Genomic DNA, 13,964 nt, shown 5'->3' with positions numbered 1-13,964 from the left:
TCAGACGCCGCCGAAAACTATGTCGCTATTGCTTCCGGAAGGCCGCAGCGCCACATCTCGCCCATGTTCATCCAGACCGAAGCCACGCCGAACCCCGAGGTCCTGAAGTTCCTGCCCGGCAAGGCCGTGCTGGGCGAGGGCACGCGGGATTTCCGCAGCCCGGAGGAAGCCGCCGCCTCGGCGCTGGCCGCGGAGCTGTTCGAGATCACCGGCGTCAACCGGGTTTTCTATGGCCCGGACTTCATCACCGTGGGCAAGCACGAGTCGGTGGACTGGCCGCTGCTGAAGGCGCCGATCCTGGCCGCCATCATGGACCACTTCACCTCGGGCCAGCCCCTGTTCGCCGACGCCGGCGACAGCGAGGCCGGCGGCCATGACGAGGGCGTCTACGAGGGCGAGACCGCCCAGATCGTCGCCGAGATCAAGGACCTGCTGGACACCCGCATCCGCCCGGCGGTGGCCCAGGACGGCGGCGACATCCTGTTCAACCGCTTCGACGTCGAGACCGGCGTCGTGTGGCTGAACATGCGCGGCGCGTGCTCGGGCTGCCCGTCCTCCTCGGCGACGCTCAAGGCCGGGGTCGAGAACATGCTCAAGCACTACGTTCCGGAAGTGACCGCGGTCGAACAGGCCCTTTAAGCTCGAGCGCGAACCGGCTACCCGAAGACCGATGATCGTCCTCGGGCTCGACACCTGCCTCAACGCCTGCTCGGTCGCCGTGCTCGATGGCTCGACCGTACTGGCCCACGCCTCCGAGGCGATGGCGCGCGGCCATCAGGAACGGCTGGCCCCGATGGCCAAGGCCGTGATGGCGGAGGCCGGCATACCCTTCTCGAAACTGCAGCGGGTCGGCGCGACCGTCGGCCCGGGCTCGTTCACCGGCCTGCGCGTCGGCGTGGCCTTCGCCAAGGGCCTGGGCTCGGCGCTGGGGATCCCGGTGGTGGGCGTGGGCGTCCTGGAAGCGCTGGCCTCCGAGGGGCGCGGCCTGGTCGCCGCCGCCGTCGATGCGCGGCGCGACCAAGTCTACCTGCAGGTCTTCGAGGACGGCCAGCCGTTGATGGCGCCCGACGTCCTGCCGGTGGGGACCGCCGCCGCACGGCTCGCCGAACTGGTCATGGGCCGGGCGTTGACCCTGGTCGGATCGGGCGCGCCGCTGCTGGCGGACGCCGCGCCGGGCGCCGACGTGCTGACCCCTGAGGGTTGCGACGCCCGCGCCGTGGCCCGCCTCGCCGCGGCGAAGGCCCAGACGCCGATCCGGCCGCTCTATCTGCGCGCCCCGGACGCCAAGCTGCCCGGCGGGATCAGCCTGTGAATCTGACGGCGGCGACCGCCGCGGACGCGCCGGCCATGGCCTCGGCCCACGCCCAGGCCTTCGACAGCCCCTGGGACGAGGCCGATTTCGAGGACCTGCTGGACTCGACGGGGGTGTTCGGCTTCGTGGTCCGCGCCGAGGATCCGGCGGGCGTCCTGATCTGCCGCACCATCGCCGGGGAGGCCGAGATCCTCACAGTCGGCGTGGCGCCGTGGGCGCGGCGCAGGGGGATCGGCCAGGCCCTGATGACGGCCGCCATCGGCGTGGCGCGCGAGGCGGGGGCCCAGGCGATGTTCCTGGAGGTGGACGTGGCGAACGACGGCGCGGTCGCGCTCTACCGGCGGCTGGGGTTCGAGCGGGCGGGATTGCGCCGGGCCTACTACGATCGCGGCGCCAAGGGACGGGCGGACGCGCTCGTCATGCGTCTCGACCTTACGTCCGGACCTGACTAGACCTATCCTTAGGTGAACGGAGAGAGGCCTACGTGTCGGATCGCATCGAGAAACTTTGCCTCGAGAAGAACATGCGCATGACCGAGCAGCGGCGGGTCATCGCCCGGGTTCTGTCCTCGGCTACCGACCACCCCGACGTGGAGGAGCTGCATCGCCGCGCGCACGCCGTCGATCCGCATATCTCCATCGCCACCGTGTACCGCACCGTGCGCCTGTTCGAAGAGGCCGGGATCATCGACCGCCTGGACTTCCGGGACGGCCGCTCGCGGTACGAGGAGCACTCGGACGACCACCACGACCACCTGATCGACATGAAGACCGGCAAGGTGGTGGAGTTCGTCGACGAGGAGATCGAGGCCCTGCAGGTCGCGATCGCCAAGAAGCTCGGCTACCGGCTGGTGGACCATCGGCTCGAGTTGTACGGGATGCCGTTGGAGGAATAACCGGCGAGGCCGACGACGACCCCTCTCCCCCGACGCGAAGCGCGAGGGGAGAGGAGGCCAGAACTTGCGCCGCCCTCGCCGCAACCCCATAACCCCGGCCATGTCCGAGACCGCGCCCAAGAAGCGCCTCTACATCAAGACCTACGGCTGTCAGATGAACGTCTACGACAGCGAGCGCATGGCCGACGTCCTTGCGCCGCTGGGCTATGGCATGACCCTCACGCCGGACGATGCGGACCTGGTGGTGCTGAACACCTGCCATATCCGCGAGAAGGCCACCGAGAAGGTCTATTCCGAGCTCGGCAAGCTGCGCGATATGCGGGACGACCGCCTCGCCGAGGGCGGCTCGCGGATGACCATCGCCGTGGCCGGCTGCGTCGCCCAGGCCGAGGGCGAGGAGATCATGCGCCGCCAGCCGGCCGTGGACCTGGTCGTCGGGCCTCAGGCCTATCACCAGCTTCCCGAACTGATCGCCCGCACCCACCGGGCGCGCGGCGAGCGTCTGTCGGCCGACTTCGCCCCCGACGAGAAGTTCGACGCGCTCACGGCCGAGCGCCGCCCGACCGGCGTCTCGGCCTTCCTGACCGTGCAGGAGGGTTGCGACAAGTTCTGCACCTTCTGCGTGGTGCCCTATACGCGCGGCGGCGAGTGGTCGCGGCCGGCCGCCGACATCGAGGCCGAGGCGCGCAGCCTGGCGGCCAAGGGCGTGCGCGAAGTCACCCTGCTGGGCCAGAACGTCAACGCCTATGACGGCGAGAACGGCCAGGGGGCGGGCCTGGCCGGCCTGGTCCGGCGCCTGGCGAAGATCCCCGGCCTGGACCGCATCCGCTATACCACCAGCCATCCGCGCGACATGGACGACGCCCTGATCGCCGCCCATGCGGAGGTCGAAGCCCTGATGCCCTACCTTCACCTGCCGGTGCAGGCGGGGTCGGACAAGATCCTCAAGGCCATGAACCGCGCGCACACCGCGGAGAGCTACCTGCGGGTGATCGAGAAGGTTCGCGCCGCGCGGCCCGACATCGCCATCTCTGGCGACTTCATCGTTGGCTTCCCCGGCGAACGCGACGCCGATTTCGAGGCGACCCTGCAGCTGGTCCGCGAGGTCGATTACGCGAGCTGCTTCTCGTTCAAATATTCCCGCCGCCCGGGCACGCCGGCCGCGGCCATGCCCGGCCAGATCGCCGAAGAGGTCAAGGACGAGCGGCTGGCGCGTCTGAACGCCCTGCTCGACGCCCAGCGGATGGCCTTCAACCGCGCCCAGGCGGGCCGCACCCTGCCGGTGCTGTTCGAGAAGGCGGGCCGCCATGCCGGCCAGCTCATCGGCAAGAGCCCCTATCTCCAGGCGGTGTTCGTGACCGCGCCGGATCGGATGCTGGGCCAGATCGTTCCGGTGAAGGTGGAAACCACGGCCCAGAACAGCCTGGGCGGCGTGCTGGAGCTGGAGACCGCGTGAGCCGCGCCCCGGAATTCATCGCCCTGTCCGACGCCGCGGTCCGCGCGGTGGCCGGCGCCAACAGCCGTCACGCCGCGCTGATCGAGGACGCGTTCGGCGTCCTGGTGGAAACCCCCGGCGGCGGCGTCTCGGTCTCGGGCGACGCCAAGGCGCGCGGCGCGGCGAAGAAGGCCGTCCAGGCCATCGCCGATCGCGCCGACCAGGGGCTGGAGATCGGTGAGGCCGACGTGCGTGTGGCCATAGGCCAGGCTCGCACCGGCGGGGCCGTCGGCTCCCCCGGCGTGGCCGGCTCTCCCCTACCGGTGGGCAAGCGCGGCCAGGTGGCGCCCAAGACCCCGACCCAGGCGAAATACCTGGGGGCCCTCGCCCAATGTGATCTGGTGTTCGGCCTGGGTCCGGCTGGCACTGGCAAGACCTTCCTGGCGGTGGCGCACGGCGCGGGCATGCTGCTGCGCGGCGCGGTGGACCGGCTGATCGTCGCCCGGCCCGCGGTGGAGGCCGGGGAACGCCTGGGCTTCCTGCCGGGCGACATGAACGAGAAGGTCGACCCCTACATGGCGCCCGTCTGGGAGGCGCTGACCGACATCCTGGGCGCCGAACAGCTCCGGCGGCGGCGCGAGAAGGGCGAGATCGAGGTCGCGCCGATCGCCTTCCTGCGCGGCCGCACGCTGAGCCACGCCTTCGTCATCGTCGACGAGGCCCAGAACGCCAGCCGCGCCCAGATGAAGATGGTGCTGACCCGCCTGGGCGAGGGCGCGCGCATGGCCGTCACCGGCGACCCGACCCAGATCGACCTGCCGAACCCGAACGATTCCGGCCTGGCCCATGCCGTGGGCCTGCTGGAGGGGGTCAAGGGCATCGGCGTCACCCGCTTCTCGGCGGAGGACGTGGTGCGCCACCCGCTGGTGGAGCGGATCGTCCGCGCCTACGACGCCGACGCGGCCAAGCGCGGGCGGACCGTTTGATCGACATCGAGGTCGAGGTCGCCGCCTGGACGGACGCCCTGCCGGAAGCCGAAGAGCTGGTCCGCCTCGCGGCGGAAGCGGCGCTGGCGCGCGAGGACGCCGGCGGCGGCGTCACGATCCTGCTCACCGACGACGCCTCGGTGCGCGAGCTGAACGACCGGTTCCGCGGCAAGGACAGCGCCACCAACGTTCTGTCCTTCCCCGCGCCCCCGAACCCCGAGGACCACCTGGGCGACGTGGCCCTGGCCTATGGCGTCTGCGCCCGGGAAGCGGCCGAGCAGGGCAAGCCGCTCGGCCATCATTTGCAGCACCTGACCGTCCACGGCGTTCTGCATCTTCTCGGATACGATCACATCGGCGATGATGAGGCCGAGGCCATGGAAGGCCTCGAGCGTGCGGTGCTGGCCGGGCTGGGTGTTCCAGACCCCTATGCGGCCGGCGAGGGAGAGCATGAACGACCCCGACCCTTCTAGTCGACAGAGCTCGCGCCGGCACAGGCGCGGGCTCCTCGGCCTCCTCGATTTCTTCAGGCGAACGGCCGAGGCCGCCGCCGACGAGTCCCCCGAACCGCTGAGCGAAGGCGGCGGCGAACTGGTGAACCAGGCGCGCGCCTTCCAGAACCTGCGCGTCGAGGACGTCATGAAGCCGCGCGCCGACATCGTCGGCGTCGAGCGCAGCTCGACCTTCGCCGAGATCGTCGCCCGCTTCGTGGAGGCCGAGCATTCGCGAATGCCGGTCTACAAGGAGACGCTGGACGAGCCGGTGGGGGTCGTCCACGTGAAGGACGTCTTCAAGCTGCTGGCCCGCAAGACCCGCCAGCCCAAGCCCGACGACCACATCCTCAGCGGTCGCCACCATCTGGTCCGCGAGGTTCTGTACGTGCCGCCGTCGATGGCCGCGGCCCAGCTCCTGACCAACATGCGCGCCAAGCGCATCCACATGGCCCTGGTGATCGACGAGTTCGGCGGCGTGGACGGCCTCGTCACGCTGGAGGACCTGCTGGAAACCCTGGTGGGCGCCATCGACGACGAGCACGACGAGGAAGGCGACCAGGCCTACCTGCCCATCGTCGCCGACGACGAGGGCTGGATCGTCGACGGTCGCGCCCCTCTCGAGGAGCTGGAGCACGCCATCGGCGACGGAACCGACCTGGCGCCCGAGGACCTGGACGAGGAGATCGACACCGTGGCGGGGCTGGTGAACGCCCTGGCCGGCCGGGTGCCGCAGAGGCGCGAGCGGATCTATCATCCCGACGGCTTCCTGCTCGAAGTGCTGGCCGCCGATCCCCGGCGCGTGAAGCGCGTGCGCGTGCGCCGGACGTCCGCCGCCGAAACCTCCGCCGAGGCCTGAGTGACGCGGCCGCGCTGGTATGCGCCGCTGACGGCCCTGGCCGCCGGGCTCGCCGCCGGGCTGGCCCACCCGCCGTTCGGCCTGCTGCCGGGCCTGCTGGGGTTCAGCCTGCTCCTGCTCCGGCTCGAGACGGCCCAGGGTCCGCGGCCTTTGCGACAGGCCTTCTTCCTCGGCTGGCTGGCCGGCCTCGGCTACTTCGGGGTCTCGACCTGGTGGATCGGCGAGCCGTTCCTGGTGGACGCGGCGATCTACGGCTGGATGGCCCCCTTCGCCGTCGTCCTGATGGGCGGCGGCCTGGCGCTGTTCTGGGGCGCCGCCGCGGCGGCCTATCGGGCGCTCCGGCCGCGCAGCGCGTGGAAGGTGCTGGTCTTCGCCGGCGTGTTCGCCGCCGCCGAATGGCTGCGCGGGCACATCCTCACCGGCTTCCCCTGGAACCTAGTGGGCGAGAGCTGGCGGGCGGGCGGCGCGCCGTCCCAGGCCGCGGCCCTGGTGGGGGCCTATGGCCTGACCTGGATCACCTTGGCCGTCGCCGCGGCCCCGGCCGTGCTGCTGCTGCCGGTCCGCCGCCTGGCGCAGGCGGGGATGATGGTGGCCGCCGGCATCGCGCTCACCGCCCTCTACGCCGGCGGCGCGGGCCGGCTGGCCGCGGCGGCGCGCGAAAGCTACGCGGCGGACGCCCCGATCATCCGCGTGGTCCAGGCCAACATCGACCAGAAGGACAAGTGGAAGCCGGAGAACCTCGGGCTGGTCTTCTCCGCCTACGAAGGCCTGACCGCGCGCCCGGCGGCGGAGCGTCCCGACATCGTGATCTGGCCGGAGGGCGCCCTGCCGGCGGTGATCGACGACGTGATCGCGGCGGGCTCGCCCTATGCGCCGCGCCTGCGCGACGCGATCCAGCCCGGCCAGACCCTGCTGATGGGCGCCAACCGCGCGGAGCCGGACGGCAAGGGTGGCTACCGCTACTTCAACACCCTGGTGGCCTTCCGCCGCGACCAGTCCGCGCTGCGGGTCGGCGGCTATTACGACAAGCACCGGCTGGTGCCGTTCGGCGAGTTCATGCCCCTGGGCGACCTCGCGGGGCGGCTCGGGATCCGCGCCCTGGTCCACATGCCGGACGACTTCACCGCCGGCCCGACGCCGCGGCCGCTGGTGGTTCCGGGCATGCCCGCCGTGCAGCCGCTGATCTGCTATGAGGCCCTGTTCCCCGGCCTCGCGGCGGGGGGGCGGCGCCCCGCCTGGATCCTCAACATCTCCAACGACGCCTGGTTCGGCCGCACCAGCGGGCCGTGGCAGCACCTCAACATCGCCAGCTACCGCGCCATCGAGCAGGGCCTGCCGATCATCCGCTCGACGCCCACGGGCGTGTCCGCGGTGATCGACGCCCAGGGCCGGATCCTGCCCGGAAAGAAGCTCGTCCTGGACCAGTTCGGGGTGATCGATGCGCGCCTGCCGTCACCGGCGCCGACCACGTTCTACAGCCGGTTCGGCGACTGGTCGTTCCTCGGGCTTCTGGCGGTTTCGGCGCTCGCATGGCTGGCGGGCCGCCGTCGCCGGCCCCGTCCGGCGGCCGAGTAGCGTTCGGCGGCTTGGCATCACATAAGGATTTCTTTATAGGCTGGCGCCCGACTTGCAGGCCGGACCGCAAGCCGACCCATTCGTCCCGGAGCTATCCCTTGAGCCGTTCCAGCTACATCTTCACCAGCGAAAGCGTGTCCGAAGGCCACCCCGACAAGGTCGCCGACCGCATCTCGGACACCGTCGTCGACGCGTTCCTCAGCGTCGAGCCGCAGGCTCGGGTCGCGTGCGAGACCCTGGTGACCACCAACCGGATCGTGCTGGCCGGCGAAGTCCGCGCCGGCAAGCCGGGCGCGTCTAAGGCCGAGAACAAGGCCATGACCAAGGAGATCGTCAAGTCGCTGGAGCCCAAGGTCCGCGCCGCGATCAAGGACATCGGCTACGAGCAGAAGGGCTTCCACTGGAACAAGGCGAAGTACGCCTGCTACCTGCACGAACAGTCCGCCCACATCGCCCAGGGCGTCGACGCCTCCGACAAGAAGGACGAAGGCGCCGGCGACCAGGGCATCATGTTCGGCTACGCCTGCGACGAGACCCCGGCGCTGATGCCGGCGACGCTGCAGTACAGCCACGACATCCTGAAGCGCCTGGCCGAGGTCCGCCACTCGGGCGAATGCCCGGTGCTGGAGCCCGACGCCAAGAGCCAGGTGACGGTCCGCTACGAGGACGGCCGCCCGGTCGAGATCCTGCAGATCGTCGTCTCCACCCAGCACAAGAAGCGGATCGGCCTGCACATCGCCACGCCGAAGCGCCTGGAAGGCGTCATCAAGCCGTACGTCGAGGGCGTGATCCCGACGGGCCTGATCACCAAGAAGACCAAGTGGCACATCAACCCGACCGGCCGCTTCGAGATCGGCGGCCCGGACGGCGACGCCGGCCTGACCGGCCGCAAGATCATCGTCGACACCTACGGCGGCGCCTCGCCGCACGGCGGCGGCGCGTTCTCGGGCAAGGACCCCACCAAGGTGGACCGCTCGGCCGCCTACGCCTGCCGCTATCTGGCCAAGAACGTCGTGGCCTCGGGCCTGGCGCGGAAGTGCACGATCCAGATCAGCTACGCCATCGGCGTGGCCAATCCGCTCAGCTTCTACGTCGATCTGCACGGCACCGGCGAAGTCGATCCGGCCAAGCTGGAGCTGGTCCTGCCCGAGATGATCGGCGGCGCCACGCCGCGGGCCATCCGCGAGCACCTGCAGCTCAACCGCCCGATCTACGCCCGCACCGCCGCCTACGGCCACTTCGGCCGCCAGCCCGACAACGAGGGCGGCTTCTCGTGGGAGCGCACCGACCTGGCCGAAGAGCTGAAGAAGCTGGCGTAGGCCGCCACGCCGCATTCCGTGAAACGACGACGGCGCCGCGCGAGCGGCGCCGTCTGCGTTTCGGTGTAGTGAACCGACATGTCCGACCCCCACCCCCCGCTGCGCTCCTTCGGCCGGCTGAAGGCGCGGCCGATCAAGCCGCGGCAGGCCGCGCTGATGGAGGCGCGCCTGCCCGGGCTGCGCATCCCCGCCGGCCCGGTGTCGCCGGCCGCGCTCATGCCCGGCGCCCGTGAGACCTGGCTGGAGATCGGCTTCGGCGGCGGCGAGCACATGGCCGCCCAGGCGGCCCGCGCGCCGGACGTCCTGATCCTGGGGGCCGAGCCCTTCACCAACGGGGTGGCCAGCGCCGTGCGGCATATCGACGAGCAGGCGCTTAGCAATGTGCGCCTGCACGACGGCGACGTGCGCGAGCTGATCGCCCGCCTGCCCGACGCGAGCCTGGCCCGCGTCTTCATCCTGTTCCCTGATCCCTGGCCCAAGGCCCGCCAGCAGAAGCGCCGCCTGGTGCAGCCCGAGCTGGTCGCCGAGCTGGCGCGCACGCTGAAGCCCGGCGGCCGCCTGCGCTTCGCCAGCGACGTGGCCAGCTATGTGGATTCGGCCCTGGAGCGGATCACCGCCAACCCCGCGTTCGCATGGACCGCCGGGCGCGCGGACGACTGGCGTGTCCCGCCGGCCGACCACATCACCACCCGCTACGAGGAAAAGCGCCTGGGCGATTGCGCGCCCGTCTTCCTCGACTTCGACCGCCTCTAGCCGGCGGTCTTGTTGTAGGCCTCGATCGACTGGCGGATCAGCTCGCCGGCCTCTTCCGGGTCGGCCCAGCGGATGATGTCGACGCTCTTGCCCTTCTCCAGGTCCTTGTAGTGCTTGAAGAAGTGGGCGATCTGCTCGGTCAGGATCGCCGGCAGCGAGCGCCAGCTGTCCACGCCCGCATAGAACGGATGCAGGGCGTCCACCGGCACCGCCAGGATCTTCTCGTCGCCGCCGGCCTCGTCGCGCATGATCAGCGCGCCCACCGGCCGGCAGCGGATCACCGCGCCGGGCACCACCGGGGTCGGGCCCACCACGATGATGTCCATCGGGTCGCCGTCGTCGGCCAGGGTGTGCGGGATGAAGCCGTAGTTGCCCGGATAGAACATCGCGGTGTGCAGGAAGCGGTCGACGAAGATCGCGCCCGAGTCCTTGTCCAGCTCGTACTTCACCGGCTCGCCGCCCTGGGGGATCTCGATGATGGCGTTGACGTCGTACGGCGGGTTCTTGCCGACGGGGATCTTGGAGAGGTCCATGGAGAGGGTCTTTCGAAGACACACAAGAGGAAGGCGCGCTCTCTGGCCCATCCGGCGGCGCGAGGGAAGCCCTTACGCCCGGCGGGCCACACGCAATGTGTCATTCCGGTTTTGGCCCAGCCAAAGGCCGAGTGTGGATTCATCCGGGGCTGACAAGCCCCTGATCCGTCGCTATATATGCCTCAACATCGTCCGTTAGCGCTGTATGGCGCCTACGAGCGGCGGGCTCCGGCCCGACCGCTTTTTTCTTTGCCGGAGGCCTGGGTTCCCTTGCGTGGGAAGACCGCTGAAGACCTGAAGCTTTTGGAGCTGCTCGACCCTGTGGCCGAGGCCGCCGGGTACGCCATCGTGCGCCTGCGCCTCATGGGCGGGAACGAGCGCCGCAAGCTGCAGATCATGGCGGAGCGGCCCTCGGACGGGGACATGAACGTCGAGGACTGCGCCCGCCTGTCGCGCGCCGTCTCCGAGGTCATGGACGCCGCCGACCCGATCAGCGGGGAATATCTGCTGGAGGTCTCCTCGCCGGGGATCGACCGGCCGCTGACCCGCCTGGCCGACTTCGAGGCCCACGAGGGCTTCGAGGTGAAGCTCGAGCTGGACCGCCTCGCCGAGGGGCGCAAGCGCTTCCGCGGCGTGCTGGCCGGCGTGGAGGGCGACCAGATCGGCATCGACCTGGAGGGGGAGGAGGCGACCGCCATGATCCCCTTCGCCTGGGTCATCGAGGCCAAGCTGGTGCTGAACGACGAACTCATGAAGCGGGGCGCCGAAAGCCGCGCCGCCCGCCTCGCCGCCGAAACCGGCGAACAACATACGACTGAGTAGAGGGAAGATCCCATGAGCCTGACCGGCATCTCGGCCAACCGGCTTGAACTCCTGCAGATCGCCGAGGCTGTCGCCCGCGAGAAGTCGATCGACAAGGAGATCGTCATCGAGGCGATCGAGGAAGCGATCCAGAAGGGCGCGCGCTCGCGCTACGGCGCCGAGCACGACATCCGGGTCCACATCGATCCCAAGACCGGTGAGACCACGATCAAGCGCGTGATCACCGTCGTGGCCGACGACGCCGTCTTCGGCGGCGGGTTCGACGAGGAGGGCGCCGAGCTGCCCGTCGAGGAGCCCCCGGGCATCATGCGGCTGGCCGACGCCAAGCGCCGCAACAAGGACGCCAAGGTCGGCGACACCTACGAGGAGCTGCTGCCGCCCTTCGAGTTCGGCCGCGTCCAGACCCAGATGGCCCGCCAGGTGGTGATGGGGAAGGTCCGCGACGCCGAGCGCGAGCGCCAGTTCGAAGAGTACAAGGACCGCGTGGGCGAGATCGTCAACGGCACGGTCAAGCGGGTCGAGTACGGCAACGTCGTCGTCGACCTGGGCCGCGGCGAGGGCATCATGCGCCGCGACCAGTCGATCCCGCGCGAGAACTTCAACATCGGCGACCGGATCCGCTGCTACATCTACGACGTCCGCCGCGAGACCAAGGGCCCGCAGATCCTGCTCAGCCGTGCGCACGGCGGCTTCATGGCCAAGCTGTTCGCCCAGGAAGTGCCGGAGGTCTACGACGGGGTCATCGAGATCCGCGCCGTGGCCCGCGACCCGGGCAGCCGCGCCAAGATGGCGGTGATCTCCAACGATAGCTCCATCGATCCCGTGGGCGCCTGCGTCGGCATGCGCGGCTCGCGCGTGCAGGCGGTGGTGGCCGAGCTGCAGGGCGAGAAGATCGACATCATCCAGTGGAGCCCGGACGAGGCGACCTTCATCGTGAACGGTCTGGCCCCGGCCGAAGTCTCGAAGGTGGTGATGGACGAAGAGGACGAGCGCGTCGAAGTGGTCGTCCCTGACGAGCAACTTTCCCTGGCGATCGGCCGTCGCGGCCAGAACGTGCGCCTCGCCAGCCAGCTCACCGGCTGGCAGATCGACATCATGACCGAGAGCCAGGAGAGCGAGCGCCGCCAGCGCGAGTTCGCCGAGCGCACGGCCCTGTTCCAGGAAGCCCTGGACGTGGACGAGGTCATCGCCCAGCTGCTGGTCACCGAAGGCTTCGCCACCGTCGAGGACGTGGCCTACGTCGACGTCTCGGAAGTGGCCTCGATCGAAGGCTTCGACGAGGACACCGGCGCCGAGATCCAGGCCCGCGCCCAGGAGTACCTGGACAAGGAAGCCGCCGAGCTGGACGCCAAGCGCAAGGAGCTGGGCGTCGAGGATGGCCTGCTGGAGATCGAGGGCGTCACCCTTCCCATGGCCGTGGCCCTGGGCCAGGGCGACGTGAAGACGGTCGAGGACCTGGCCGGCCTGGTGCCGGACGACCTGCGCGGCTGGTTCGAGAACAAGAACGGCGAGCGCGTGCGCGAGCCGGGCATCCTCGAGGCCTACAACCTGGAGCCGGCCGACGCCGAGCTGCTGATCATGCGCGCCCGCGTGGTCATGGGCTGGGTCGAAGCCCCGCCGGAGCCCGAGGTCGTCGAGGAAGAGGCTGGCGAGGAGGCGTTCGCGGACGCCGACGCGGAGCCCTCCGAAGAGCATGTCGCCGAGGCGGAAGCCGCCGGCGAAGCTCAAGACGCTTAAGGCAGGGTGAGGTGACCCGCCATGGAGACATCCGCCGCTAGGCCCCATTCCACCCTCGCCCAGGCGTCGCGCGAACGGCGTGACATCGTGTCCGGCGAGGTGATGGAGGAGGCGCGGCTGATCCGCTTCGTGACGGGGCCCGACGGCCAGGCGGTCCCCGACCTGGCGCGCAAGCTGCCGGGCCGCGGCATGTGGGTCGCGGCCGACCGCGCCTCGGTGACCGCAGCGGCGAAGAAGGGCCTGTTCGCCCGCTCCGCCAAGGCCAAGGTCGGCGCCCCGGCGGATCTGGCCGACCAGGTGGAAGCCCTGCTGAAGTCGCGGCTTTTGTCGGCCCTGGGGCTTGCGCGGCGCGGCGGCGATCTTACTTCGGGGTTCGAGAAGGTTCACGCCGCGATCGCCTCCGGCAAGGCCGCGTGGCTGATCGAAGCGTCCGACGGCGCCGCCGATGGACGCCGGAAATTATGGGCCCTGGCTCGGAAACAGGCTCGGCCGCCCGGTCTGATCGGCCTCTTCAACGGCGCCGAATTGAGTTTGGCCTTAGGCGCCGAGAATGTGATACACACCGCCTTCCTTGCGGGGCGAGCCGCCGGGCATTGGGCCGAAGATGTCCGACGCTTGGCGGGATTCAGTCCGCTCCTTCCTGAGGATTGGCGCGAGGAGCCTGTCGAGGCGAAGCGGGAGCCATAAGGCTTTCCGCCCGTCCTTGTTTGAGACAGGCGACGTTTAAGGGATCAAGGCCGGGATCCGCCCGGTCGACGAGTAAAGCGAGCGAATGAGCGACGAGAACAACAACGGCCGTAAGCCCCTGACCCTGAAACCCCGCACCGGCGGGTCGGTCAGCTCGGGCACGGTGAAGCAGAGCTTCAGCCACGGCCGAACGAAGACGGTGGTCGTCGAGACCAAGCGCGCCCGGCCGCACGGGACGCCTGGCGGCAATCTCGCCGCGCCGTCCGCTCGCGAGAACCGCGTGTTCGAACCCGCGCCGCGGCCCGCCGCGCCGCAGCCGGGCCAGCGCGCCGCCGCCCAGCCGAACGACGGCCTGTCGGCCGAGGAGCGCGCCGCCCGCCAACGGGTGATCGAGGCCGCCCGCGCCCAGCAGGCCCAGGCCGAAGCCGAGCGCCGCGCCCGCGACGAACAGGCCGCCCGCGCCCAGGCCGAAGCCGCCCGCGCGGCCCAGGCCGCCGCGGCGCCGGCCGCCCCGGCGCCCACGCCTGCCCCTGCCCCTGCGCCCGCCGCGCCGGTCCAGG

General features: G+C 70.5%; 16 protein-coding genes. 15 read left to right on the top strand and 1 reads right to left on the bottom strand.

The genetic code is table 11. The features are described 5' to 3' along the window. Positions 1 to 63 precede the first annotated feature (63 nt). The 11 genes from EPO51_RS06895 (at position 64) to trmB (ending at position 9,625) form a co-directional block, all read left to right on the top strand. Entirely contained in the window at positions 64 to 639 is a 576-nt protein-coding gene (locus tag EPO51_RS06895) for a NifU family protein (RefSeq protein ID WP_293347792.1), read from the top strand. A gap of 34 nt (positions 640 to 673) precedes the next feature. Further along, complete coding sequence (gene tsaB / locus EPO51_RS06890) at positions 674 to 1,312, top strand: tRNA (adenosine(37)-N6)-threonylcarbamoyltransferase complex dimerization subunit type 1 TsaB (RefSeq protein ID WP_293348136.1); 639 nt, start codon at positions 674 to 676, stop codon at positions 1,310 to 1,312. Further along, positions 1,309 to 1,764, top strand: coding sequence for a ribosomal protein S18-alanine N-acetyltransferase (gene rimI / locus EPO51_RS06885; RefSeq protein WP_293347789.1), 456 nt, complete (start codon positions 1,309 to 1,311; stop codon positions 1,762 to 1,764). The genes tsaB and rimI overlap by 4 nt, the downstream gene beginning before the upstream one ends. A gap of 71 nt (positions 1,765 to 1,835) precedes the next feature. Then, positions 1,836 to 2,207 carry a Fur family transcriptional regulator gene (locus EPO51_RS06880; protein WP_293348133.1) on the top strand — a complete coding sequence of 124 codons (372 nt, stop codon included), beginning with the start codon at positions 1,836 to 1,838 and terminating at the stop codon, positions 2,205 to 2,207. Positions 2,208 to 2,307: 100 nt separating this feature from the next. Further along, positions 2,308 to 3,663, top strand: coding sequence for a tRNA (N6-isopentenyl adenosine(37)-C2)-methylthiotransferase MiaB (gene miaB / locus EPO51_RS06875; RefSeq protein ID WP_293348130.1), 1,356 nt, complete (start codon positions 2,308 to 2,310; stop codon positions 3,661 to 3,663). Continuing rightward, the gene (locus EPO51_RS06870) at positions 3,660 to 4,628 is read left to right on the top strand and encodes a PhoH family protein (RefSeq protein ID WP_293347786.1); all 969 of its coding nucleotides are present in this window, start codon (positions 3,660 to 3,662) and stop codon (positions 4,626 to 4,628) included. The genes miaB and EPO51_RS06870 overlap by 4 nt, the downstream gene beginning before the upstream one ends. Continuing rightward, positions 4,625 to 5,101 (top strand): rRNA maturation RNase YbeY, encoded by a 477-nt coding sequence (ybeY, locus tag EPO51_RS06865; RefSeq protein WP_293347783.1) that lies wholly within the window; start codon positions 4,625 to 4,627, stop codon positions 5,099 to 5,101. Before EPO51_RS06870 ends, ybeY begins: the two co-directional genes overlap by 4 nt. Further along, positions 5,079 to 5,978, top strand: coding sequence for a CBS domain-containing protein (locus EPO51_RS06860; RefSeq protein WP_293347780.1), 900 nt, complete (start codon positions 5,079 to 5,081; stop codon positions 5,976 to 5,978). The genes ybeY and EPO51_RS06860 overlap by 23 nt, the downstream gene beginning before the upstream one ends. Further along, entirely contained in the window at positions 5,979 to 7,553 is a 1,575-nt protein-coding gene (gene lnt, locus EPO51_RS06855; protein ID WP_293347777.1) for an apolipoprotein N-acyltransferase, read from the top strand. Between the two features lie 98 nt (positions 7,554 to 7,651). Then, a complete protein-coding gene (gene metK / locus EPO51_RS06850; protein WP_293347774.1) occupies positions 7,652 to 8,872 on the top strand; it encodes a methionine adenosyltransferase in 1,221 nt (406 codons plus the stop codon). Between the two features lie 78 nt (positions 8,873 to 8,950). Further along, positions 8,951 to 9,625, top strand: a complete 675-nt coding sequence (gene trmB / locus EPO51_RS06845; protein ID WP_293347771.1) for a tRNA (guanosine(46)-N7)-methyltransferase TrmB — start codon at positions 8,951 to 8,953, stop codon at positions 9,623 to 9,625. Here trmB and ppa read toward each other — a convergent pair. After that, a complete protein-coding gene (ppa, locus tag EPO51_RS06840) occupies positions 9,622 to 10,158 on the bottom strand; it encodes an inorganic diphosphatase (RefSeq protein WP_293347768.1) in 537 nt (178 codons plus the stop codon). The two genes, trmB and ppa, sit on opposite strands and share 4 nt — an antisense overlap. Before the next feature lie 270 nt (positions 10,159 to 10,428). Here ppa and rimP point away from each other — a divergent pair, with 270 nt between their 5' ends. The 4 genes from rimP to EPO51_RS06820 all read left to right on the top strand — a co-directional run. Next, positions 10,429 to 10,980 (top strand): ribosome maturation factor RimP, encoded by a 552-nt coding sequence (gene rimP, locus EPO51_RS06835; protein ID WP_293347765.1) that lies wholly within the window; start codon positions 10,429 to 10,431, stop codon positions 10,978 to 10,980. 12 nt (positions 10,981 to 10,992) lie between these two features. Next, a complete protein-coding gene (gene nusA / locus EPO51_RS06830; protein WP_293347762.1) occupies positions 10,993 to 12,717 on the top strand; it encodes a transcription termination factor NusA in 1,725 nt (574 codons plus the stop codon). A gap of 21 nt (positions 12,718 to 12,738) precedes the next feature. After that, the gene (locus EPO51_RS06825) at positions 12,739 to 13,404 is read left to right on the top strand and encodes an RNA-binding protein (protein ID WP_293347759.1); all 666 of its coding nucleotides are present in this window, start codon (positions 12,739 to 12,741) and stop codon (positions 13,402 to 13,404) included. An 85-nt stretch (positions 13,405 to 13,489) separates the two neighbouring features. Next, positions 13,490 to 13,964 (top strand): translation initiation factor IF-2 associated domain-containing protein (locus tag EPO51_RS06820; protein ID WP_293347756.1); only part of this gene is annotated, 475 nt, incomplete at its 3' end.

This window comes from Phenylobacterium sp., from assembly GCF_004297125.1.
Lineage (GTDB): Bacteria > Pseudomonadota > Alphaproteobacteria > Caulobacterales > Caulobacteraceae > Phenylobacterium.
The sequence above is the reverse complement of the archived record's forward strand: the minus strand, read 5'-3'. Positions and strand labels throughout refer to the sequence as shown.